23 protein-coding genes and 1 pseudogene are annotated in these 22,695 nt (G+C 36.0%); 23 read left to right on the top strand and 1 reads right to left on the bottom strand.

Translation table 11 applies throughout. The annotated features are described in order from the left end of the window. Nucleotides 1-70 precede the first annotated feature (70 nt). The 19 genes and pseudogenes from ADIWIN_RS10880 (at nt 71) to ADIWIN_RS10965 (ending at nt 16,257) form a co-directional block, all read left to right on the top strand. Nucleotides 71-640, top strand: coding sequence for a TetR/AcrR family transcriptional regulator (locus ADIWIN_RS10880; RefSeq protein ID WP_020895216.1), 570 nt, complete (start codon nt 71-73; stop codon nt 638-640). Nucleotides 641-708: 68 nt separating this feature from the next. Then, nucleotides 709-1,782, top strand: coding sequence for an FAD-binding oxidoreductase (locus ADIWIN_RS10885; RefSeq protein ID WP_020895217.1), 1,074 nt, complete (start codon nt 709-711; stop codon nt 1,780-1,782). A 239-nt stretch (nt 1,783-2,021) separates the two neighbouring features. After that, nucleotides 2,022-2,963, top strand: a pseudogene (gene paaA, locus ADIWIN_RS10890) (1,2-phenylacetyl-CoA epoxidase subunit PaaA); the annotation flags it as partial. Nucleotides 2,964-3,023: 60 nt separating this feature from the next. Beyond that, nucleotides 3,024-3,311: a 1,2-phenylacetyl-CoA epoxidase subunit PaaB gene (gene paaB / locus ADIWIN_RS20870; RefSeq protein WP_200859799.1), complete on the top strand. Its 288-nt coding sequence runs from the start codon at nt 3,024-3,026 to the stop codon at nt 3,309-3,311. Between the two features lie 81 nt (nt 3,312-3,392). Beyond that, nucleotides 3,393-3,620: a four helix bundle protein gene (locus tag ADIWIN_RS10895; RefSeq protein ID WP_040757043.1), complete on the top strand. Its 228-nt coding sequence runs from the start codon at nt 3,393-3,395 to the stop codon at nt 3,618-3,620. 5 nt (nt 3,621-3,625) lie between these two features. Continuing rightward, nucleotides 3,626-4,378: a 1,2-phenylacetyl-CoA epoxidase subunit PaaC gene (gene paaC / locus ADIWIN_RS10900; protein WP_020895220.1), complete on the top strand. Its 753-nt coding sequence runs from the start codon at nt 3,626-3,628 to the stop codon at nt 4,376-4,378. 84 nt (nt 4,379-4,462) lie between these two features. After that, a complete protein-coding gene (paaD, locus tag ADIWIN_RS10905; protein ID WP_020895221.1) occupies nt 4,463-4,963 on the top strand; it encodes a 1,2-phenylacetyl-CoA epoxidase subunit PaaD in 501 nt (166 codons plus the stop codon). Nucleotides 4,964-5,073: 110 nt separating this feature from the next. After that, a complete protein-coding gene (locus tag ADIWIN_RS10910) occupies nt 5,074-5,856 on the top strand; it encodes an enoyl-CoA hydratase-related protein (protein ID WP_020895222.1) in 783 nt (260 codons plus the stop codon). Between the two features lie 39 nt (nt 5,857-5,895). Further along, nucleotides 5,896-6,831, top strand: a complete 936-nt coding sequence (locus tag ADIWIN_RS10915) for a pyridoxal-phosphate dependent enzyme (RefSeq protein WP_040757044.1) — start codon at nt 5,896-5,898, stop codon at nt 6,829-6,831. Between the two features lie 97 nt (nt 6,832-6,928). Beyond that, a complete protein-coding gene (locus ADIWIN_RS10920; protein WP_020895224.1) occupies nt 6,929-8,128 on the top strand; it encodes a 3-hydroxyacyl-CoA dehydrogenase NAD-binding domain-containing protein in 1,200 nt (399 codons plus the stop codon). Nucleotides 8,129-8,131: 3 nt separating this feature from the next. Next, nucleotides 8,132-8,509 (top strand): four helix bundle protein, encoded by a 378-nt coding sequence (locus tag ADIWIN_RS10925; protein ID WP_020895225.1) that lies wholly within the window; start codon nt 8,132-8,134, stop codon nt 8,507-8,509. A gap of 6 nt (nt 8,510-8,515) precedes the next feature. After that, nucleotides 8,516-8,941, top strand: coding sequence for a PaaI family thioesterase (locus tag ADIWIN_RS10930; protein WP_020895226.1), 426 nt, complete (start codon nt 8,516-8,518; stop codon nt 8,939-8,941). A 19-nt stretch (nt 8,942-8,960) separates the two neighbouring features. Then, entirely contained in the window at nt 8,961-9,821 is an 861-nt protein-coding gene (gene ypfJ, locus ADIWIN_RS10935; RefSeq protein WP_020895227.1) for a KPN_02809 family neutral zinc metallopeptidase, read from the top strand. 130 nt (nt 9,822-9,951) lie between these two features. Next, the gene (gene pcaF / locus ADIWIN_RS10940) at nt 9,952-11,163 is read left to right on the top strand and encodes a 3-oxoadipyl-CoA thiolase (protein ID WP_020895228.1); all 1,212 of its coding nucleotides are present in this window, start codon (nt 9,952-9,954) and stop codon (nt 11,161-11,163) included. Between the two features lie 323 nt (nt 11,164-11,486). Beyond that, nucleotides 11,487-13,988: a phenylacetic acid degradation bifunctional protein PaaZ gene (gene paaZ, locus ADIWIN_RS10945; RefSeq protein ID WP_020895229.1), complete on the top strand. Its 2,502-nt coding sequence runs from the start codon at nt 11,487-11,489 to the stop codon at nt 13,986-13,988. A gap of 88 nt (nt 13,989-14,076) precedes the next feature. Then, nucleotides 14,077-14,394: a GIY-YIG nuclease family protein gene (locus ADIWIN_RS10950; RefSeq protein WP_040757045.1), complete on the top strand. Its 318-nt coding sequence runs from the start codon at nt 14,077-14,079 to the stop codon at nt 14,392-14,394. A 39-nt stretch (nt 14,395-14,433) separates the two neighbouring features. Continuing rightward, nucleotides 14,434-15,171: an enoyl-CoA hydratase/isomerase family protein gene (locus ADIWIN_RS10955; protein WP_020895231.1), complete on the top strand. Its 738-nt coding sequence runs from the start codon at nt 14,434-14,436 to the stop codon at nt 15,169-15,171. A gap of 75 nt (nt 15,172-15,246) precedes the next feature. Next, nucleotides 15,247-15,624, top strand: coding sequence for a four helix bundle protein (locus ADIWIN_RS10960; protein ID WP_020895232.1), 378 nt, complete (start codon nt 15,247-15,249; stop codon nt 15,622-15,624). Nucleotides 15,625-15,660: 36 nt separating this feature from the next. Further along, nucleotides 15,661-16,257: an acyltransferase gene (locus tag ADIWIN_RS10965; RefSeq protein ID WP_020895233.1), complete on the top strand. Its 597-nt coding sequence runs from the start codon at nt 15,661-15,663 to the stop codon at nt 16,255-16,257. 110 nt (nt 16,258-16,367) lie between these two features. On the opposite strand, the gene ADIWIN_RS10970 is transcribed toward ADIWIN_RS10965, so the two are convergent. Then, the gene (locus tag ADIWIN_RS10970; protein ID WP_020895234.1) at nt 16,368-16,844 is read right to left on the bottom strand and encodes an Lrp/AsnC family transcriptional regulator; all 477 of its coding nucleotides are present in this window, start codon (nt 16,842-16,844) and stop codon (nt 16,368-16,370) included. Nucleotides 16,845-17,111: 267 nt separating this feature from the next. Between ADIWIN_RS10970 and ADIWIN_RS21925 the strand changes: the two genes are divergently transcribed. From ADIWIN_RS21925 to ADIWIN_RS10990, 4 genes are all read left to right on the top strand, one after another. Continuing rightward, nucleotides 17,112-17,267: a GIY-YIG nuclease family protein gene (locus ADIWIN_RS21925; RefSeq protein ID WP_316929651.1), complete on the top strand. Its 156-nt coding sequence runs from the start codon at nt 17,112-17,114 to the stop codon at nt 17,265-17,267. A gap of 154 nt (nt 17,268-17,421) precedes the next feature. Continuing rightward, a complete protein-coding gene (locus tag ADIWIN_RS10980) occupies nt 17,422-18,756 on the top strand; it encodes a dihydrolipoamide acetyltransferase family protein (RefSeq protein ID WP_020895237.1) in 1,335 nt (444 codons plus the stop codon). Between the two features lie 87 nt (nt 18,757-18,843). Continuing rightward, the gene (locus ADIWIN_RS10985) at nt 18,844-19,911 is read left to right on the top strand and encodes a branched-chain amino acid aminotransferase (protein WP_020895238.1); all 1,068 of its coding nucleotides are present in this window, start codon (nt 18,844-18,846) and stop codon (nt 19,909-19,911) included. 471 nt (nt 19,912-20,382) lie between these two features. Continuing rightward, nucleotides 20,383-22,509 (top strand): alpha-ketoacid dehydrogenase subunit alpha/beta, encoded by a 2,127-nt coding sequence (locus tag ADIWIN_RS10990; RefSeq protein WP_020895239.1) that lies wholly within the window; start codon nt 20,383-20,385, stop codon nt 22,507-22,509. Nucleotides 22,510-22,695: the final 186 nt, after the last annotated feature.

Raw genomic sequence — 22,695 nt, forward strand, 5'->3', positions numbered from 1 at the left:
TTCGTAACCAAAGTTACATTAAAATTACGTTGCGCTTAAAATTCTGACTATTTTAGTACTTTAGAGCGCCATGAAACAAGAGACACGTCAAGAAGAAATTATAAGAGTTGCAGCCAAACTCTTTAAAGAAAAAGGTTATAGTGCAGTTACTATGCGAGATTTAGCCACAGCTATGAATATCAAAGCTGCGAGTTTATACAATCATATCAATTCCAAACAAGATATATTAGAAAGCATCATTATTTCTATCGCAGAAAAATTTACAGTAGGTATGACCTCCGTTCTTGCAAGTAATGCTACTTGTATCGAAAAACTAAAAGAAATTATTGCGCTTCATGTCGAAATTTCAAGTCAAAACATTTATGGTATGGCAGCTTTAAATCACGACTGGATGCATTTAGAATCGCAATTAAATCATTACAAAAAGTTGCGTAGCGATTATGAAAACGATTTTAAAACGATTCTTATCGAAGGTGTAAATTCAGGTGAAATCATAGATATAAAACCAGATGTGATGATGTTTTCCATCTTAACCACCTTGCGTTCTCTTTATTTATGGATACCCAAGAAGGAAGATGTAAACCTTAAAGAACTCACCAATAACCTTAATGAAATTCTTATAAAAGGTGTTGTGAAATAAATTTAAATTTATTTACTAACTTTGTCAAACAAACTAACAAGTGTTAGTTTGTTAGTTCAACAACTTCTATGGCACAGTTTTATAAGCTTAAAATTAAAGATATATATAAGGAAACCGAAGATACTTCAGTCATAACCTTTGAAGTTCCCTTGGAATTACACAGTGCATTCAAATTTCGTCAAGGTCAGCATTTAACTTTAAAAGCAGACATTAACGGAGAAGATGTACGTCGTTCGTATTCACTTTGCTCAAGTCCATTAGACGGTCAATGGAAAGTTGCGGTAAAGCTAATTCCAGGCGGAAAATTTTCAACCTATATAAATGAGGAATTAAAAGCCGGTGACCAACTAGAAGTAATGTCCCCTAGCGGAACATTTGGTGTAGAAGTCAATGCAGAAAAAGGAAAGAATTATTTGTTCTTTGCTGCCGGAAGTGGTGTTACACCAGTTTTGTCAATGGTTAAAGCACATTTGCAGGCAGAACCAAATTCGACTTGTAAATTATTTTACGTTAATAAGACCGCAAAATCCATTATCTTTAAGGAAGAGTTAGAGCAACTTCGGAATACCTATTTTGGAAGATTTGAGATTTATTATTTCTTAACCAAAGAACGAAGAGATATCGAATTGTTCAACGGGAGATTTGATGATGAAAAGATGCAAGTTTTAACAAAAACATTTATAGATATTCCAGATACAAGTGAAGTGTTTTTGTGTGGTCCAGAAAAGATGGTCAATTACGTCAGTGAATATTTAATTAATGCAGGATTACCAAAAGAACTCGTGCATTATGAGCTGTTTGTAACCGGACTTTCAGATGAGGATATAAAGCGAGCAGAGCGTTTAGCACAGCAAAATGTAGAAGGCGTTGAGGTTACTATTGTCGATGGCGGAAAAGAATTCGTTTTCACCATGACCAAAGAATACGATAATATATTAGATGCCGCCTTGGGTGCAGGTGCAGATTTGCCTTTCGCATGTAAAGGAGGCGTTTGTAGTACTTGTAAATGTAAAGTCATTGATGGTGCAGTTGAAATGAAAATCAATTACGCACTAGACGAAAAAGAAGTGTCACAAAATTTAGTACTGAGTTGTCAAGCCGTACCAACAACAGATAAAGTAGTTGTCGATTTTGACGTCTAAAAGTCCCTTTGAAAAAAGGCATCTTATGAATAATAACAAGTTCATGAATTGAAATAAAAATTTTGGCGTTACCCAAAAAAGGGTCAGGCTTTCCGCTTAAATCTTTTTTGAAAAAGACAAAAAAGGATAACGCTGCAATCCTTAACGCGCCAACAGCAAAAGGCCAACAGCCAACAGCTAATAAAAAATAAAGTTCAACAAGCTAAAGGCAAATAGCCAAAAGCTAAAAGCTTAAAAAAATGAGTGAAGAACAAATAAAAAATCTAGAAGAACAATTCGAAGCTCGTATCGCAAGAGACGAGAAAATCGAACCTAAAGACTGGATGCCAGAAAAATATCGTAAAACGCATATTCGTCAGATGTCGCAACACGCACATTCCGAAATTGTAGGCATGCTTCCCGAAGGCAATTGGATAACTAGAGCACCTTCGTTGAGACGAAAAGTGGCCTTATTAGCTAAAGTTCAAGATGAAGCTGGTCATGGTTTATACCTCTATTCCGCTTGTGAAACTTTAGGGGTTTCTCGCGATGAGTTATACGAACAATTGCATTCCGGAAAAGCGAAGTATTCTTCCATATTTAATTACCCAACAATTACTTGGGCAGATATGGGAGCTGTAGGTTGGCTAGTTGATGGTGCTGCGATTATAAATCAAGTACCTCTATGTAATACGTCTTACGGTCCTTATGCAAGAGCAATGGTTCGTGTGTGTAAAGAAGAAAGTTTTCATCAACGTCAAGGTTTCGAGATTATGATGAAACTAGCAAACGGAACACCAGTGCAGAAAGATATGGCACAAGACGCTTTAAACCGTTGGTGGTGGCCAAGCTTAATGATGTTAGGTCCAACAGACGCAGAATCTATACATACAGAACAATCCATGAAATGGAAATTGAAACGAAAATCGAATGATGATTTGCGTCAGCAATTTATAGACCAAACGGTTCCTCAAGCCGAATTAATTGGACTTGCCATTCCAGATCCAGATTTAAAATGGAACGAGGAACGTCAAAGCTATGATTTCGGAGAAATTAATTGGGATGAGTTTTGGCAAGTCGTCAAAGGTCATGGACCTTGTAATAAAGAACGAATGAAAGCAAGAGTTGGTGCATGGGAAGAAGGAGAATGGGTTAGAGATGCAGCTATGGCTTATGCCGAAAAGAAACAAGCAAGAAACAAAACAAGCAATTTAATTATCCTGCAAGGTTTTCAAAACCTTGTAGGTGTTAACTATAATATTATGTCAACAAAAAACTGGCCACTTTGGGAAATCTTCGTAAGAAGTAAAAATGGATTAGAACACCGTCATTTCGGAAGCCTTCATGCTGCAGATGCAGAGATGGCTTTAGAAAATGCAAGAGATGTATATACAAGACGAAATGAAGGTGTGAGTATTTGGGTTGTGGAATCAATAAATATCACAGCATCAAATCCAGAACACAATGGTGAAATGTTTGAGCCTGCTCAAGATAAAGTCTATCGTCATCCAACATTTTACGATCTACCAGACGAGGTGAAGCATATGTAAAATTCCTGCGAAGGCAGGAATCTCATTTATTCAATCTCAATGTTATTTAGAGTGTCACACTGAGCGCAGTCGAAGTGCATAGTGAAGAATCTCATTCAAGACAAAATAAATAAACTGATAATTTGCTTAAAAGAGTTAAGAGAGTCCTTAAGGAATTTAAACATTCAGACTAAAGCAAAATTAATTTCTGAGGAAAGTATAAGAGAATTGAAAGATGAAAATGATCAATTAATTCGAATTATTGTAACTAGAATAAAAATATCAATTGAAGGTTTTCGAATTCAAATTCAACTTCAATTTCAATTTTGATTAAAATGAAAGAAAACTTATACAACTATATACTTGGCATAGCAGACAACAGCCTAATCCTCGGTCAAAGACTAGGAGAATTAACAGGTCACGGTCCAAGTTTAGAAACAGACATCGCCTGTACAAATATCTCATTAGATTTATTTGGTCAAGTACGAAGCTATTTTCAATATGCTGCAAAAATAGCAGGTGACGATAGAACAGAAGATGATATTGCCATGCTACGTAAAGAGCGTGAATATAAAAATGTGCTGTTGGTAGAACAACCAAATACAAATTTCGCATACACGATGGCGCGTCAGTTTTTATTCGATGTTTACCATTTAGCATTTCTTGCCGAATTACAAAAAAGTACCGATTTAACATTGTCAGCAATTGCGAATAAATGTATAAAAGAAGTGAGTTACCATGAACGTTTTTCTTCAGATTGGATTAGACGCTTAGGTGACGGTACAGAAGAAAGTAAAGCAAAAATGCAAGAAGCTATTGATGGTTTATGGACGTATACCGATGAGTTATTTCATCAAACCGAAACAGATAAAGCTATGGTTACAGAAGGAATAGGAGTTGATGTTACAAAACTAAAAGACACTTATTATACAAGAGTGAGTGCCGTTTTAGACGAATCAACTCTTGAAACACCTGAATCGAAGTGGTTTCAAAAAGGGGGTAAAGAAGGAATTCATACGGAGCATTTAGGCTATTTATTAACGGAGCTTCAGTATATGCAACGTACATATCCTAATATGGAATGGTAAAAAATAAAAGAAATTGAAATCGAACTTGAATTTGAAAGAAGAACACTTCAAATTCAGTTTCAACTTCAACTTCAAATTCAAAAAATGACAACAACAGAACAAAACATAGACGAAATCTTAATTCCAATTCTGGAAAAAGTTTCCGATCCCGAAATCCCCGTATTATCCATCATGGATATGGGAGTGGTACGTTCTGCGGTTATAAAAAATAGTATAGTTAAAGTTGAAATCACACCAACCTATAGTGGTTGTCCAGCAATGGATGTGATTGGCGATGATATAAAATCAGCATTAAAACAAGCCGGATACGAGTCTAAAATAGAATTGATTTTACATCCAGCATGGACAACCGATTGGATTACACCAAGAGGAAGAAAAGCATTAGAAGATTACGGAATTGCAGCACCTTTAAGCGCAGAAGCAGATAAAGATGTATTGCTTAACGATAAAAGAATAGTTAAGTGCACCAATTGTGGTTCACAAAACACAAGATTAGTAAGTCAGTTTGGTTCCACAGCTTGTAAAGCGCAGTTTCAATGTGACGATTGTCAAGAACCATTTGATTATTTCAAGTGCTTAAAATAGAAACCTGATGTCAGTTCGAATGAAATTGCTTTTTTGCAATTTTGTATCGAGAACAAATAAAAGTTTTGTCATTCCTGCGAAGGCAGGAATCCACAATAAAAGAAAAACAGATGAGTAAAAGTATACTTTTAAAAATAGAAAATAAAATAGCATACATAACGCTAAACCGACCAGAAGTATTTAATAGTTTCAATCGTGAAATGGCATTTTTATTGCACGACACATTAGATGCTTGTGAAAAAAATGAAGAAGTGAGAGCTATTGTTTTAACCGGAAATGGAAAAGCATTTTGTGCTGGTCAAGATTTAAAAGAAGTGACGGATCCAGATTTAAATCCTGGATTCAAAAAAATATTAGAAGAGCATTATAATCCAATAATTACTAGAATTAGAAATATTAAAAAACCAGTAATCGCAGCTGTAAACGGTGTAGCAGCAGGAGCGGGAGCAAACATTGCTTTAGCTTGTGATATTGTTGTTGCTCACGAAAAAGTAAGTTTCATTCAAGCGTTTAGTTTAATAGGTCTGGTTCCGGATAGTGCAGGTACATTCTTTTTGCCAAGACTAATCGGTTTTCAAAAAGCATTAGCGTTAGCCATGTTAGGTGATAAAATTGGAGCTGAGGAAGCTGAAAAAATGGGCATGATTTATAAAATGATTCCATTAGAAAGTTTTGAAGAAGATGTCGATAAGTTAGCTTTGAAACTCGCAAACATGCCTACAAAAGCATTGGGTATGATTAAAGAATTATTCAATAAATCAATGACCAATGATTTAGAATCGCAATTAGCTTTAGAATCTAAATTACAAATTGAAGCCGCACAAAGCGAAGATTACAAAGAAGGAGTGGCTGCATTTATAGAAAAACGTCAACCAAATTTTAAAGGAAACTAAAGTTTTGTCATTCCTGCGAAGGCAGGAATCTATTATAGGATGAATAAACAAACCCTCATAGAAGCGCACAACCGGATAGAACCATTTATTCACAAAACACCTGTGTTAACGTCGCAATTGTTAAATGAAAAATCAGGATGCAATTTGTATTTCAAATGTGAGAACTTTCAAAAAATGGGAGCCTTTAAGATGCGAGGGGCTGCAAACGCTATCCTTTCACTTTCTAAAGAAGAAAGACAGCGAGGAGTGGTGACACATTCGTCAGGTAATTTTGCTCAAGCGGTGTCATTAGCCGCACAGAAATTAGGCGTTAAGGCATACATTGTAATGCCAAAAAATGCACCACAAGTCAAAAAAAATGCGGTTAAAACTTATGAGGGAGAAATCATAGAATGTGAATCGACACCTCAAGCAAGAGAAGCAACAGCTAATAAAATTAAAGAAGAAAAAGGAGCATCATTTTTACATCCATCAAATCAAGATGAGGTGATTTATGGTAACAGTACAGCAGCAATTGAGCTTTTAGAAGAACAACCAAATTTAGATATTATTCTAGCACCTGTTGGAGGAGGAGGTCTTATTGCAGGAACCGCTTTGGCAGCACATTATTTTTCAAAAAAATGTAAAGTGATTGGTGCTGAGCCTAAAGCTGTAGATGATGCCTATCGCTCATTAATTTCAGGTAAAATAGAAACGAACACTACGTTTGCAACTATTGCTGATGGGCTAAGAACACATTTAGGCGATCGTAATTTTCCTATAATTCAAAAACATGTAGAGAAAATAATTTGTGTGGAAGAAAATGAAATCATTAAAGCTATGCAATTAATTTGGGAACGCATGAAGATTATTGTAGAGCCATCAAGTGCGGTAGCTTTTGCAGCCGTATTAAAAAATAAAGAAGAATTTGCAACTAAAAACATCGGGATTATTATTTCTGGTGGTAATGTAGATGTGAAAAATCTACCATTTTAGATAACTGTCACCCCGAGAGCAGTCGAAGGGTCTCAATTAAAGAATAAATAATTTTGTCATTCCTGCGTAGGCAGGAATCCACAATAATAGAAATTATATGAATATAGGAATTATAGGTTCTGGAACCATGGGAAGTGGCATCGCACAAGTTGCTGCAACGTCTGGATGTAAAGTGAAATTATACGATACTAATCAAGCAGCTTTAGATAAAGCTAAAGGAAGTCTTGAAAAAATATTATTGCGTTTAATTGAAAAAGGAAGAATTGATACTTCTGAAAAAGATAGAATTCAAGCAAACATCGCTTACGTAAGTAACCTAAAAGATTTAGCAGATTCAGACTTGACTATTGAAGCCATTATTGAAAACCTTGACATCAAGAAAAAAGTGTTTTCAGAACTAGAGAGCTATGTTGCTGATGATTGTATTATTGCATCAAACACATCAAGTTTGTCAATAGCATCTATTGCTGCATCACTTAATAAACCAGAGCGTTGTGTCGGGGTTCACTTTTTCAATCCAGCACCTTTAATGAAATTGGTTGAGGTTATTCCAGCCATTCAAACGTCAACTGAAGTTCTTGAAAAAGCCATACAAACGATTAAAGATTGGAAAAAAGATGTAGCAGTTGCCAAAGACACACCAGGATTTATAGTAAACAGAGTCGCTAGACCATTTTATGGAGAAGCTTTACGAATTTATGAAGAAGGATTAGCCGATTTTGCAACGATCGATCATAGTTTAAAATCTTTAGGCGGTTTCAGAATGGGACCGTTCGAACTTATGGATTTCATAGGAAACGATGTGAATTATACGGTAACCGAAACCGTTTTTACAGCATTCTATTTCGACCCAAGATATAAACCATCATTAACCCAAAAACGCTTTTCAGAAGCAGGTTATTTAGGACGTAAATCAGGAAAAGGTTTTTATGATTATGATAAAAACGGAAAAATAATTGAGACAAACCATGTAAATACAAAGACTTTTGAAACTTATGAAGACGAAGAGTTTTTGAAAAATCAAATTTTCGATCGTGTATTAGTCATGCTCATCAACGAAGCAGCAGATGCCTTATTTTTAAATATTGCATCCGCAGAAGATATAGACATTGCCATGACTAAAGGTGTCAATTATCCAAATGGATTATTGGCTTGGGCAGACGAAAAAGGAATCGATTGGTGCGTAAATAAAATGGATGAATTGTATAACGAATATCACGAAGATAGATACCGTTGTAGTCCATTATTACGCAACATGAATAAAACAGGTTTGAGGTTTTTTGAAAACCAGGTTTGAGGTATGAGAAAATCGAAGTATCATTTTAAATTTGAAGATTTAGGAATATATGCCAAAGCCATGGAGTTTGGAGAAGTGGTAAATCGATTAGGAAAGAAATTTCCAAAAGAAGAACGATTTGAACTTACCTCACAATTTAAAAGAGCAGCTGACTCTATAGCTTTAAATATAGCCGAGGGATCGAGTGGCACAGATAAACAATTCCACAACTATTTAGGAAATGCTTGGCACAGTGCACATGAGTGTATTTCATGTAGTTCGAAAGCTCAAATGAGAAATTATATTACTGCTGAAGAAGACGAAGAAAATAGAAAATTAATAACAGAACTATCAAAAATGATAACTTCCTTGAGAAGTGCAATTTTAAAAAGAATTAAATAAATATTAATGTCAACTAAAAGCAAACCTATAGCCTCAAACCTCATTCCTGAGCGGATGCTTTCCCAAGACGCCTACAGCACGTGGCTAGGCATAGAAATTCTAGAATGTGAAATCGGACGCTGTAAAGTCGGAATGACCATTAGAAAGGAAATGTTAAACAGCATGAATAAAGCACATGGTGGTATCAGTTATTCATTAGCCGATACAGCTTTTGGATTTGCAGCAAATACACATGGTAAATATGCCGTGTCTATAGAAACAAGCATTAATCATATCGAAGCTTTAGATGAAGGTGATTATATAGTTGCAGAATCTGTAATAGAATCTGTAAAAAATAGATTAGGCTTTAATATTATTGAAGTAAAACGAGGAGAAGAATTAGTTGCACTTTTTAAAGGTGTCGTTTATAGAACTCAAAAAGATTGGGAATAAAAATCTAAAAATATTAAAAATGAAATGGAAAGGTAGAAGACAAAGCGGAAATCTCGAGGACCAACGTGGTATTGGGAATAAAGGCAAATTAGCTGCAGGTGGAGGAGTCATTGCTGTTGTCGTTATTCTATTGCAACTTTTTGGAGGTGAAACAGGACAACAATTAGCGCCAATTATAGAGCAAGTAGCCAATAGTCAAACGACACAACAAGTTGAGCAACGCGAATTGACCAGCCAAGAACAAGAAATGGGAGATTTTATGGCTACAGTTTTAGCGGATACCGAAGACGTATGGAATCAGATTTTTAGAGAATATAATTTAGGGGATTATAAAGAACCAAAAATGGTCTTATTCACAGATGCGGTTTCTACAGCTTGTGGAAGTGCAACTTCTGCTTCTGGACCTTTTTACTGTCCGGGAGATCAAAAATTATATATGGATTTAGCTTTTTTCGACGAACTAAAAACACGTTTCGGAGCTAAAGGTGGTGATTTTGCTATTGCTTATGTCACAGCTCATGAAGTCGGACATCATATTCAAACCATTCTTGGAACCTCTACTAAAGTTAGACAGTTACAAAGTCAGACCAACCAAACCGAAGCCAATAAATTATCGGTAGCACAAGAATTGCAAGCTGATTTCTATGCAGGAGTTTGGGCACATCATAATAAAAAATATTTACAAGAAGGAGATATAGAGGAAGCCATGAGTGCTGCCAATGCTGTTGGTGATGATGCGATTCAAAAAAGAACAAGCGGAAGCGTCAATTCAGACAGTTTTACGCATGGCACATCACAACAACGTATGGAGTGGTTTATGAAAGGCTACAATACAGGAGATATTAGAAATGGAGATACATTTTCTGCACTTTTAGATTAACCAATTCCTGCTAAAACAAGACAATCTATTGTTTATAACAATTTGTCATTCCTGCGTAGGCAGGAATCCACAATAAGAGTAAAAATATTAATTTGAAATAGAAGAATCAATTTCAATATCAACTTCAAACATGGAAGCATACATAATAGACGGAATTAGAACACCAATAGGAAACTACAAAGGCACATTATCTGCTGTGAGAACAGATGATTTGGGTGCATTAGTAATTTCAGAAATCGTAAAAAGAAACCCAAGCATCCCAAAGGAAGCCTATGACGATGTGATAATGGGTTGCGCAAACCAAGCAGGAGAAGACAATCGTAATGTTGCGAGAATGTCATCCTTATTAGCAGGTTTGCCATTTACCGTTCCTGGAGAAACTGTAAACCGTTTATGTAGTTCGGGATTATCGGCAATCATTCACGCAAATAGAGCTATAAAAGCAGGAGATGGCGACGTGTTTATTTCTGGTGGCGTGGAGAATATGACGCGCGGACCATACGTAATGGCAAAACCATCTACGGCATTTGGAGGCGATTCTAAAATGTATGATTCTACTTTTGGGTGGCGTTTTATCAATCCGAAAATGCAACAAATGTACGGAACAGATGGGATGGGAAACACTGCCGAAAATCTTGTAGAAAAATATAATATATCAAGAGAAGATCAAGATAAGTTCGCACTTTGGAGTCAGCAGAAAGCAACCAAAGCACAAGAAAACGGACGACTAGCAAAAGAAATTGTAACCGTTGAAATTCCACAGCGTAAAAAAGATCCAATTCTTTTTTCTAAAGATGAATTTGTAAAGCCAACAAGCTCTTTAGAAATCTTAGGAAAACTAAGACCAGCCTTTAAAAAAGAAGACGGAAGTGTAACAGCTGGAAATTCTTCAGGATTAAACGATGGAGCAGCAGCAACTATTATCGCGTCAGCAGATGCCGTAAAAAAATACAATCTAAAACCATTAGCACGAATCGTAAGTTCAGCAGTCGTAGGTGTAGAGCCAAGAATTATGGGGATTGGTCCTGTGCAAGCCTCTAATAAAGCATTGGCAAAAGCAGGATTAACCATGGAAGATATGGATATCATTGAGCTTAACGAAGCCTTTGCAGCGCAAACATTAGCATGTATTCGCGCTTGGGGATTGGCAGATAACGACCCGCGAATTAATCCAAATGGAGGCGCGATTGCTATTGGTCATCCGCTTGGTGTTACAGGTGCAAGAGTTGCTTATTCAGCGGCTTTAGAGTTAAAACAACAGAACAAAAAATATGCGTTAATCACGATGTGTATTGGTGTTGGTCAAGGTTATGCAGCAATTATTGAAAATGTGAATTTGTAATATAGTTTGGGCGTTACCACAAGGGTCGCGCTTTCACTACTCGCTCTTTTTGAGAAAAACAAAAAGGAGCTCAAACAAACCATTCAACTGCGAAGCAATCACGAGTTCTTATTTTTCAAATAACAATGAACGAGTAATCGCTAACGCACTTATTAACTAAGGTTAGTGATTAATTAAAGTTTTGTCATTCCTGCGCAGGCAGGAATCCACTAAAAAGTAAAAATCAACGTCACTTCGAGTGATTCCGATTTTTTATCGGAATTGTATCGAGAAGATATAAAAATAGATTCCCGATTTCTCGGGAACGATAAATAAATTTATCGATGAATAAAATACAGCATTACGTTCAAGGACAATGGACAACAGGTAAAGAAGAAGGAACACCAATTCTAGATGCAGTTACTGGCGAAGCTTTTACTAGCATCGCTATTGAAGGTTTAGACGTTCCAGAAATTCTAAACTACGGAAGAACAAAAGGAGGAGAGGTTCTTCGAAAAATGACTTTCCAAGAACGTGGAAATATGCTTAAAAGTTTAGCATTATATCTTACTAAAAGGAAAAATTCATTTTACGAATTAAGTTACAGAACTGGAGCAACCAAAGTAGATAGTTGGATAGACATCGAAGGTGGTTTTGGGAATTTATTCGCGAATGCTTCATTACGTAAACTATTTCCAAATCAACCGTATCATGTAGAAGGTGATGCAATAGATTTATCTCGTGGCGGACGCTTTATGGCACATCATATTATGGTGCCTAAAAAAGGGGTTGCGGTACATATTAATGCCTTCAATTTCCCGGTTTGGGGAATGTTAGAAAAATGTGCCGTAAACTGGATGGCTGGAGTTCCTGCTGTGGTTTTACCAGCACCTTCCACTTCGTATTTAGCAGAGGCTGTCGCAAAAGAAATAATAGCGTCCGGTATTTTACCAGAAGGCGCATTACAAATTATAAACGGAACGGTAAAAACCATTTTAGATACTGTAGAGTCTCAAGATGTTGTCACTTTTACGGGTTCTGCAAAAGTAGGACGCTTATTAAAAGCGCATCCGCAATTGATACAAGAATCTGTGCCATTTACCATGGAAGCCGATTCATTAAACGCATCCATCTTAGGAGAAGATGCCGTTCCTGGAACACCAGAATTCGACTTGTTTATTAAAGAAGTAAGAAAAGAAATGACGGTTAAAGCTGGACAAAAATGTACTGCAATACGTAGAATTATTGTTCCGCAAAATTTAGTGGAAGATGTGCAAACTGCATTATCTAAAGCTTTAGATAAAATAACTATTGGAGATCCAAGACTTAAAGAAGTTAGAATGGGATCACTAGTAAGTCATCAACAAGTGCAAGCAGTTAGAGACTCAGTAAATGATTTATCTAAAGAAGCACAAATTGTTTATGGAAGTTTAGATGAAATAAACACCATTGGAGCAGATGCTAAAAAAGGCGCTTTTATTAGCCCGATTTTATTACGTTCTGATCATCCTTTTGAAAATACAATAATTCACGAACGTGAAGCCTTTGGTCCAGTAAGTACAATAATGCCTTATAAAAACTTAGATGAAGCTATTCTATTAGCTCAAATGGGTAAAGGGTCGTTAGTATCTTCAATTGCCACAAATGACGACAAGATTGCTAAAGAGTATGTTATAAATGCAGCAAGTCATCATGGTCGTATTATGGTTGTTAATCGCGATATGGCTAAAGAAAGTACAGGTCATGGTTCGCCATTACCATATTTGGTTCATGGAGGTCCTGGACGTGCTGGAGGAGGAGAAGAAATGGGAGGAATGCGTGGTGTAAAACATTATTTACAACGTACAGCCATCCAAGGTTCGCCAACAACAATTACAGAAATTACTGGTATATACCAGCAAAACGCAAAATATAAGGAAGCGCCACAGCATCCATTTAAATACCATTGGGAAGACATTCAACCAGGAATGTCTATGAAAACCCACAGACGTACATTTACCGATACCGATATTATCAATTTTGCAAATGTTACTTGGGATCACTTTTATGCGCATACCGATATTACATCTTTAGACGGAAGTATTTTCGAACAAAGAACAGCCCATGGTTATTTCATTATTTCAGCAGCAGCAGGATTATTTGTGTATCCAAATAAAGGACCAGTTTCAGCAAATTACGGATTAGAAGAATGCAGATTCTTACGTCCATTATATCACAACGATACAATTTATGTAAGACTTACTTGTAAGCAAAAAGTAGATAGAGATGTTGCTTCTGCAGAACATCCAAGCGGAATTGTAAAATGGTATGCCGAAATTTTTGATGCTAATACCGATGAGAAAGTAGCATTCGCAACAGTCTTGACTATGGTTCAGAAAAAGCAAGAAGTTTTAACTGAAATGACTGAAGATAAAATCAACGACTGTCTTTACGCATTAAAAGAGGATGCAAAACCTGAATGGGGAATCATGACACCTCAGCACATGATTGAGCATTTAGAATATACTTATAAAATTGCTTCAGGAGAAATTCAAGATTTTGAAATAGCAACACCTTCAACCATTTTAGATAAAGTCCATAATAGTTTATGGAACTATGATAAGTTCCCTAAGAACTCACAATTTCCTCAATTAGAAAAAGAAACTTTAGAACCTCTAAAGCATCCTGATTTAGTAACAGCAATAGATAAGTTTAAAGCACAACGTGAAAAGTATTTAGAGTTTTTCAAAGAAAATCCAGAAGCTGAATTAAAGAATTTAGTTTTCGGGGAGTTGAATAAATACGAATCGTATTTATTAGAAAGAAAACACCTTAACCATCACTTTGAACAATTTGGATTACTATAATTATTAATAAAAAGTCACTGCGCATTTATTGCGCAGTCGCTTGAATTTTAGCGATAATATAAATTGCAGTCGCTTAAATTGAAACGAAATGTCTAAAAAGTATTATACATACATTCTAACACATGAAAGAAACCACATCTTTTACGTTGGTGTAACAAATAATATGGAACGACGAATGAGTGAGCATAAAGTAGCAACATTTGGAACTCACGTTGGGCATTACAACATTAAAAAATTAGTCTATTTTGAAGAACATTCAGATATAAGAATCGCCATCAGAAGAGAAAAGACCATTAAGAAATGGAAAAAAGAATGGAAGAAGAATCAAATAACCGAAATGAATCCGAAATGGATTGATTTGAGTTTAAATTGGGATCTTTCTAAATATAACGAGAACAAAGATTAATACGAATGCGCAACAAGTGCGCATTGACAAACTAAGAATATGAGTACACCATACGTAACATTAGATATACAAAACGAAGTAGGATACATCGAGTTTTTCCATCCTGCACACAATTCCTTGCCTGGAGATGTTTTAGCAAAACTAGCGCAAACCATTACAGATGCTGGAACTAACGACGCTATTAAAGTCTTGGTTCTTAAAAGTGGAGGCGATAGAACGTTTTGTGCTGGTGCAAGTTTCGAAGAACTAATAAACATCAACGACGCAGCAACAGGAAAAGTATTCTTTTCTGGATTTGCAAACGTGATTAATGCTATGCGTAAATGTCCGAAATTTATTATCGGTCGCATTCAAGGAAAAACCGTTGGAGGTGGTGTTGGACTAGCAGCTTCCACCGATTATTGCATGGCATCCAAATTCGCAGCTATTAAGTTAAGCGAATTAAATATTGGTATTGGGCCATTTGTAGTTGGGCCAGCAATTGAGCGTAAAATAGGATTAAGCGCAATGTCTCAAATAGCCATAGACGCCAACACATTTTATCCAGCAGAATGGGCAAAACAAAAAGGATTATTTACCCAAGTGTATGAAAGCACAGAAATGTTAGATGACGCTGTAAAAACAACAGCAGAACACTTATGTACCTATAATACAGAAGCCATGCTAGAAATGAAAAAAGTATTCTGGCAAGGAACAGATCATTGGGATGCATTATTAGCAGAACGCGCAGCAACTAGTGGTAAACTTGTGTTGAGTGATTTTACAAAAGAAAATTAAAAGGGTTTAAGTAGTGATGAGGTTTGAGCTATGAGTTGTGAGTTGTGAGAAGTTTTATTCAAAAACAATTATAATATGGAATTTGAAAGCAAGTATCATTTTAGTTTTGAAAATTTAATTGTCTATCAGAAAGCAATTACTTTTGGAGAAGATATTAATAAGTTAGTAGAAACTTTTCCAAAAAAAGAAATGTTTAGGTTAACTTCTCAATTTTCACGAGCAGCAGATTCTATAGCAGCAAATATATCTGAAGGTTCGGCAAGTACGGATGCTAATTTTAATAGGTATTTAAAAATGGCTTGGGATAGTAGTCATGAATGCGTAACATGGAATACAAAAGCCTTTTTAAGAGCGTATATTTCTAAGGAGGAATTTGAATCAAACCGTGCTATGTTAACAGAAATAGGCAAAATGATTTCTTCTTTAAGAAGAAAACTCAATGTTAAAAAGTAATCCAACTCACAGCTAATAACTCACAGCTCAAAACTTATGATATACAAATTCAAAAATTACACACCAGTTGTTCATGAATCCAGTTTCGTGCACCCGCTTGCGGCAGTAACAGGAAATGTCATCATTGGAAAAAACTGTTATGTTGGTCCGGGAGCAGCCGTTCGTGGAGATTGGGGACAAATCATTTTAGAAGATGGTGTAAACGTCCAAGAAAACTGTACCGTTCACATGTTTCCTGGTAAGTCTATTACGCTTAAAGAAAGTGCACATGTTGGTCATGGAGCCATTATTCATGGTGCAAATTTGGGTAAAAATTGTCTAATTGGAATGAATACTGTAATCATGGATGATGCTGAAATTGGTGACGAATGTATCATTGGAGCGATGTCTTTTGTGAAAGCAGAAACTAAAATTCCATATAGAAGCTTAGTCGTTGGAAATCCTGCAAAAGTGATTAGAGGAATCACAGACGAAATGATTGCCTGGAAAACAAAAGGTACACAGTTGTACCAAAAATTACCAGCAGATTGTCACGAGAGTTTAAGAGAAGTTGAACCATTAAGAGAAGTGCCGGAAAACATGAAAATGCAAGATGATGTTTATAAAACACTTAGAGAAACATTCAAAAAATAAAATGACATCACTTCGAGTGATTCTGATTTTTTATCAGAATTGTATCGAGAAGCCCAGTGTTTTTCAATTTGAATATTAAAGACCTGTAAGGTTTTCAAAACCTTACAGGACTACAAAACCCGACTCAAATCAATCTCATTAGTTTCTTTACTCGTCGATAAAGCAATTAAACTTTGAACATTACCTAAATAAGGAAGCAGTGTTAACTTCGAAATAATAAAGGTTTCATAAGCCTCAATATCTTCAACGACGAGTTTCAATAAATAGTCAAAATTTCCACTGACTCTGTGGCATTCTATAACTTCCGGAAAGTTGTTGATTTCCTTTACAAACTTTTCCAAATAACTTCTTGTGTGCCCTTGCAACGTGATTCCTATAAAAACAGTCAGTTTTAAACCGATTTTCTTATTGTTTAAAACGGCCACATATTTTTCAATATACCCTTCTTTTTCTAATTTTTTAATGCGTTCAAATATTGGTGAAGTGCTCATGCCGAGTTCTTCAGCAATACTCTTTGTGGTCCGATTACTATTTTTTTGGAGTATAGCTAGTAGTTGTGTGTCTATTTTATCGAGTGTATGTGGCATGAGAAAATTAGTTGTTTTAAAGCGGTAAATTTAAGGATTAAAAGATAAATCATCTGGAGTATTATTTAAATAAAGAATATTATCCTTTTTATAGGTAAATTAAAAGGTTTTAACAATTGTGTAATTCGATATGCTTTATCTTTAATTCTTATAATCCTAAACTATATTAGCTTGATGACTTTTGAATTAAAAATGCCTAAAATGGGCGAAAGTATAACCGAAGGAACCAACTTCCTGCGCATGCAGGAATCTTATTAGTTTATAATTTTGAGTCTTTGGTATATCTATATAATGTCGAATAAATTTAAAGGAACTATTTATATAGGTGTTACAAATAATTTGGAAGAACGAGTGAAAGAACACAAATTAAAAATATATCCGGATTCATTTACATCAAAATATAATTGTAATAAACTAGTATAATTTGAAGAATATAGTAATACAGATGGAGCAATTGTTAGAGAAAAACGGTTGAAAAAGTGGAAGCGTGATTGGAAAATAAAATTAATTGAAGATATGAATCCAGATTGGGTTGATATTAGTGATAATTGGAATATAGACTTTAATAGATTGAGAGATGAAAGATAAAAAGGTTCCTGCCTTCGCAGGAATATTTGAATTAAAGATGCCTAAAATGGGCGAAAGTATAACTGAAGGAACAATTATCAATTGGTTAATATCAGAAGGAGACTCTTTCGAAGAAGGAGATATTATACTTGAAGTCGCTACAGATAAAGTAGATAACGAAGTGCCAGCACCATCAGCAGGGACTTTAGTAAAAGCCATGTTTCAAGCAAAAGATGTTGTGCCTGTTGGAGAAGTTATGGCGATTTTAGAAGTTTCAGAAGTGAAGAAATCGAAAGTACAAAATGAACTTAAAGCTGCAAGTTCGAGCGCTAATGAAAATAAGGCAAAGCTTAATAGACCAAAGCCAGTACAGCAGCCTTCCAACTCAAGTTCGACTTCATTTTCAACTTCGAACTCAAACACCTTCTTTTCGCCATTAATTATAAAAATAGCAAAAGAACACCACATTAGTTTTGAGGAGTTAGCACGTATTCCTGCAACAGGAAACGAAGGCAGACTTCGTAAAAGCGATGTATTTCAATATATAGACGAAGGACGACCTTACAAATTCGCACAGCCAGTAGCCGAAAAAGATCCAACAGCTTATAGAATCCCACAATTAAACTTCGATAAAGGCAAAGGAAAAGTAATCGAAATGGACAGAATGCGCCAAATGATTGCAGATCACATGGTGTACTCAAAACATACATCGCCTCACGTTACTGCTTATGTAGAAGCAGATATGACGAATATGGTTAATTGGAGAAACGCTAACAAAGTGGCTTTTCAAGAAAAGCATGGCGAACGTTTAACCTTCACGCCATTATTTGTAGAAGCTGTAGCGAAAGCAGTAAAAGATTTTCCAAATATTAATGCTTCTGTCGATGGTAATAATATCATTGTAAAAGAAGATATCAATATTGGTATGGCAACCGCATTACCAAGCGGAAACTTAATAGTTCCTGTGGTAAAAAATGCAGACACTAAAGATTTAAAAACCATTGCAGCTAACGTAAACGAATTAGCAGGAAAAGCAAGAGAAAACAAACTAGCAGGAGATGATATAAAAGGCAGCACCTTCACAATTTCTAATGTAGGAACTTTTGGAAGTGTCATGGGAACACCAATAATTAATCAACCAGAAGTTGCCATCTTAGCATTGGGTATTATAAAGAAAAGACCTGAAGTCATTACTACAGAAAAAGGTGATGAAATAGCAATACGCAGTATGATGTATTTATCATTATCATTCGACCACAGAGTCGTAGATGGCTTTCTAGGCGGAAGCTTTGTACGACGCGTAGCCGATTATTTTGAACAATTTGATATTAATAGAGAAATATAAATCATTTGTCATTCCTGCGAAGGCAGGAATCCACTATGAAATAATAAATTAAATAGATTCCTGCCTACGCAGGAATGACAGCAAATTATGAGTTACAACATTTCAATCACTAAAGTAGAAACATCAAAAGTTGATGCCTTAGACTTCAACAATATTCCATTAGGCACCACATTCACCGATCACATGTTTATTTGCGATTATGAAAACGGAGAATGGGTTAACCCAAGAGTTATTCCTATGGGATTAATTCCAACGCATCCAGCAGCAATGGCTTTACATTACGGACAAGCCATTTTTGAAGGTATGAAAGCCTATAAAGACACCGAAGGCGCACCAATGTTGTTTCGACCAAAAGAAAATGCCAAACGTTTAAATAAAAGTGCAGATCGTATGGGAATGCCAAATATTCCTGAAGATTTATTTGTAGAAGGACTTAAAGAATTGGTTGGTTTAGAGCACAATTGGATTCCGCCAACCGATGGAAGCGCACTTTATTTAAGACCATTTATGTATGCGGATGAGCCCTTTATTGGTATGAGAGCAGCAACTCATTATAAGTTTATAATTATGGCATCTCCAGCGGGTCCATTTTTTAGTAAACGCATTAAATTATGGGCAGAGAAGCAATTCATTAGAGCAGCACAAGGCGGAACTGGTGAAGCTAAAGCCGCTGGAAATTATGCAGCAGCCATTCGTCCAACAGAATTAGCAAAAGCCAAAGGTTACGACCAAGTATTATGGTTAGATGCCGCAGAACATAAGTATATTCAAGAAGTTGGTACCATGAATATTTTCTTCAAAATCAATGGAGAATTTATCACACCAGAGCTCGACGGTTCAGTTTTACATGGTATTACTAGAGCTAGTGTTATAGAGATGTTACGTGCAATGAATTTCACGGTAACAGAACGAAAAATTACTATCGATGAAATTAAAACAGCATCAGAAAACGGGACTTTAGAAGAAGCCTTCGGAACAGGAACAGCCGTTGGTATAGCGTACATTCAAGAGATTGGATTAGAAGACGAGACGATTCATGTTTCTGATGAAAGTCCAATTGGATTAGAAGTTAACGACACCTTGAATGCTATTAAAACGGGCAAGCTAGACGACCAATTTAACTGGATGACTAAAGTAGAAAAGGAATTAGCTTAGAGTTGTTTGGGCGTTACCACAAGGGGCGGGCTTTCACTACTCGCTCTTTTTGAAAAAAGCAAAAAGGAGCTCAAACAGGTCGTTCAAGTGCGAAGTAATCACGAGTTCTTATTTATTAAATAAGAATGAATGAGTAATCCCTAACGCGTGAGCAATATCACTTCGAGTAATTCCGATTTTTTTATCAGAATTGTATCGAGAAGTCATGCAAAGTCCTCGATACAAAATTGCAAGAAAAGCAATTTCACTCGAACCGACGCAACGATTGTCATTCCTGCGAAAGCAGGAATCCACTTCGAAGTAGATGATATCATTCAAATCGAAGCTAAGAATCTCAGAGAATCTCTGTGAAAACTCAGTGAAACTCTGAGTAATAATTAAACATAAATTAATGTCATTAAGAGCGAAAGCGAAGCATCTCATCAAGAGCTTGCCACGTCCTTCGTCCTCGCAATGACAGAACGATTCAAGATGAAAAAAGAAACACTAGAAAAAGGATTTTCAAAATTCTGCACAGCAAAAGCTATGGCAGAATTATACGAAGCTAATTTTAAACAAGTTTCAAAATACGTACATGCAACATCTCGTGGACACGAAGCCATTCAAATAGCTTTAGGTTTACAATTATTACCTCAAGATTATGCATTTCCATATTACAGAGACGATGCCATGTTATTATCTTTTGGTTTAGAGCCTTACGATTTAATGTTGCAATTATTAGCTAAAAAAGACGATCCATTTTCTGGAGGAAGAACATACTATTCGCATCCAAGTTTAAAGGACGACGATAAGCCAAAAATTCCACACCAATCTTCCGCAACAGGAATGCAAACCATTCCAGCAACAGGAGTTGCTATGGGATTTAATTACCGCGAAAGCGGTAATCTCTTTGCGGATGAGAATGAGACCAAAAACGGAACTGATAGTTTTTCTAACGATTATGATGCCTCAGTTCATTCAGAAGATTCCCGCCTTCGCGGGAATGCGCCAATTGTAGTGTGTTCTTTAGGAGACGCCTCTGTAACCGAAGGAGAAATAGCAGAAGCTTTTCAAATGGCAGCTTTAAAGCAAATGCCAATCTTATATTTAGTACAAGATAACGGTTGGGATATTAGTGCCAATGCAGCAGAAACGAGAGCGCAAAATGCATTCGAATATGCAGCTGGATTTAAAGGTTTAGACGCTATCTCAATAGATGGTGCCAACTTTACAGAAAGTTACGAAGCATTAGAGAAAGTAATAGAAACCATTCGTACAGAGCGTAGGCCTGTTTTAGTGCACGCAAAAGTACCGTTATTAAATCACCATACTTCTGGTGTAAGAATGGAATGGTATCGCGATGATTTAGACGAAGCGCGTTCTCGTGATCCTTATCCGGTTATTAAACAACAATTACTAGATGCTGGATTTTCAGAACAAGACGTTTTAGACATTGAAAATTCAGCGAAAACGAAAGTACAATCCGATTTTGAAAGAGCTTTAAAAGCCGAAGATCCAAAACCTGAGGATTTATTTACAAACGATTTTGTACCCACACCAATTACCGAGGAAAAAGGAACACGTTCGCCAGAAGGCGCAGAGAAAGTAGTCATGGTAGATTGTGCTTTATTCGCAGTAGAAGAACTGATGAAAAAGCATAAAGAATGTTTACTTTATGGGCAAGATGTTGGTGGAAGACTTGGTGGTGTCTTTAGAGAAGCAGCAACGTTAGCACAAAAATTTGGAGACGATCGTGTGTTCAATACACCAATTCAAGAAGCCTTTATTGTCGGTTCTACAGTTGGTATGTCTGCAGTTGGATTAAAGCCCATTGTTGAGGTTCAGTTTGCCGATTATATCTGGCCTGGCTTAAATCAGTTATTTACAGAAGTGAGTAGAAGTTGTTATTTATCTAATGGTAAATGGCCAGTTTCTATGATTCTTAGAGTGCCAATTGGTGCTTATGGAAGCGGAGGACCTTACCATTCATCTTCAGTAGAATCTGTAATTACAAATATTCGTGGTATTAAAATAGCATATCCAAGTAATGGAGCAGATTTAAAAGGTTTAATGAAAGCAGCTTACTACGATCCTAATCCGGTTGTAATTTTAGAACACAAAGGTTTATATTGGTCTAAAGTACCAGGAACACAAGGGGCAACATCTGTTGAGCCAAGTGAAGATTATGTATTGCCTTTTGGTAAAGCATGGGTGTTGCAAGAAATTTGGAAGCAAGAAAATGTAGAAACATTAACCATTGTGACTTACGGAATGGGAGTGCATTGGGCAATGAATGCTTCAGAAGAATTAGGGATGCAAGATCAGATAGAAGTTATCGATTTACGTACGTTGTTTCCATTAGATGAAGACACGATTATGAAATCGGTAAAGAAAACAGGAAAGTGTCTTGTTGTAACAGAGGAGCCTTCGAACAATAGTTTTGCAAGAGCGTTATCTGGAAAAATTCAAGAAGAATGTTTTAAACATTTAGATGCGCCAGTAATGACTATTGGTAGTGAGAATATGCCTGCAATACCATTAAATTCTATTTTAGAGCAAACAATGATTCCTTCAACAGAAAAAGTGAAAGCTAAGATAGAAAAGTTACTAAACTATTAAGTTTATAATAGTCTTGCACACCTAGTTATGTGTGTAATAAAAGGGATTCGTAATTGGAAAACAATTATGAGTCCCTTTTTTTTATGACTTCAATTTGCTTCATTTTTATAGAAATAGATTTTAGTTAAAATATGTTTTTTCAAAAAAAGAGATTTAAAAAATAAATTGGAAAGCGTATGGAAGTCG

It is taken from the genome of Winogradskyella psychrotolerans RS-3 (assembly GCF_000427335.1).
Lineage (GTDB): Bacteria > Bacteroidota > Bacteroidia > Flavobacteriales > Flavobacteriaceae > Winogradskyella > Winogradskyella psychrotolerans.